The sequence below is a fragment of the Vibrio sp. 2033 genome (genome assembly GCF_033339735.1).
The window spans coordinates 1-820 of the sequence record NZ_JAWOVC010000232.1 but is presented as its reverse complement, the minus strand read 5'-3'; the positions used below and the strand labels follow the sequence as shown (position 1 = coordinate 820).

Annotated in this window: 1 pseudogene; it reads left to right on the top strand. The window is 49.1% G+C overall.

From position 1 onward, the window contains the following. Nucleotides 1–820 (top strand): annotated as a pseudogene (locus R7P74_RS25770) (5-methyltetrahydropteroyltriglutamate--homocysteine S-methyltransferase); the annotation flags it as partial.

Below are 820 nucleotides of genomic sequence, written 5' to 3'. Positions count from 1 at the left end.
CACAAACTACCACTACATCGTACCTGAATTCAGCAAGGACGATACGTTTGAAGTTAGCTGGCCGCAACTGTTTGAAGAAATCAACGAAGCAGTCCAAGCTGGGCATAAAGTGAAGCCGGTATTGCTCGGCCCAGTTAGCTATCTTTACTTAGGTAAAGAGGTAGAAGAAGGGTTCGATCGCCTGACGCTACTGCCACGATTGCTTACGGCTTACCAAGCTATTTTGGCTAAGCTGGCGAGCCAAGGTGTTGAGTGGGTTCAGATTGATGAGCCGATTTTGTCGCTTGAGCTAGAAAAACAGTGGGCTGACGCGTTCAAGCTGGCATACCAAGTGATTCGTAGCGATGTGAAAGTGCTGCTAACGACGTACTTCGATTCTGTCACCGATACCCTAGACAAAATTGTTGAGTTACCAGTGGACGGTTTGCACGTTGATTTGTCTGCCGCGCCTCAGCAGCTTGACGACGTGGTTGCCAAACTACCGGAGGGGTGGGTGCTGTCTGCTGGCGTGGTCAACGGTCGTAACGTGTGGCGTTCGGATTTAAGTGCCCAACTTGAACGTCTACAGCCAGTAAAAGAAAAACTGGGCGACAACCTTTGGGTTGCGAGCTCATGCTCTTTGCTACATAGCCCGGTTGATCTGGAACAGGAAACAGAACTCAGTGAGGAAGTGAAAAGCTGGTTTGCATTCGCAAAACAAAAAGTGACAGAAGTCGCTTTGCTTGGCCGAGCACTCGACGGTGATCAAAATGCGATTCGCGCTTGTGATACCTATAGCCAGCCAATCAAAGCACGTAAAACGGCAACACATGTGAATAAG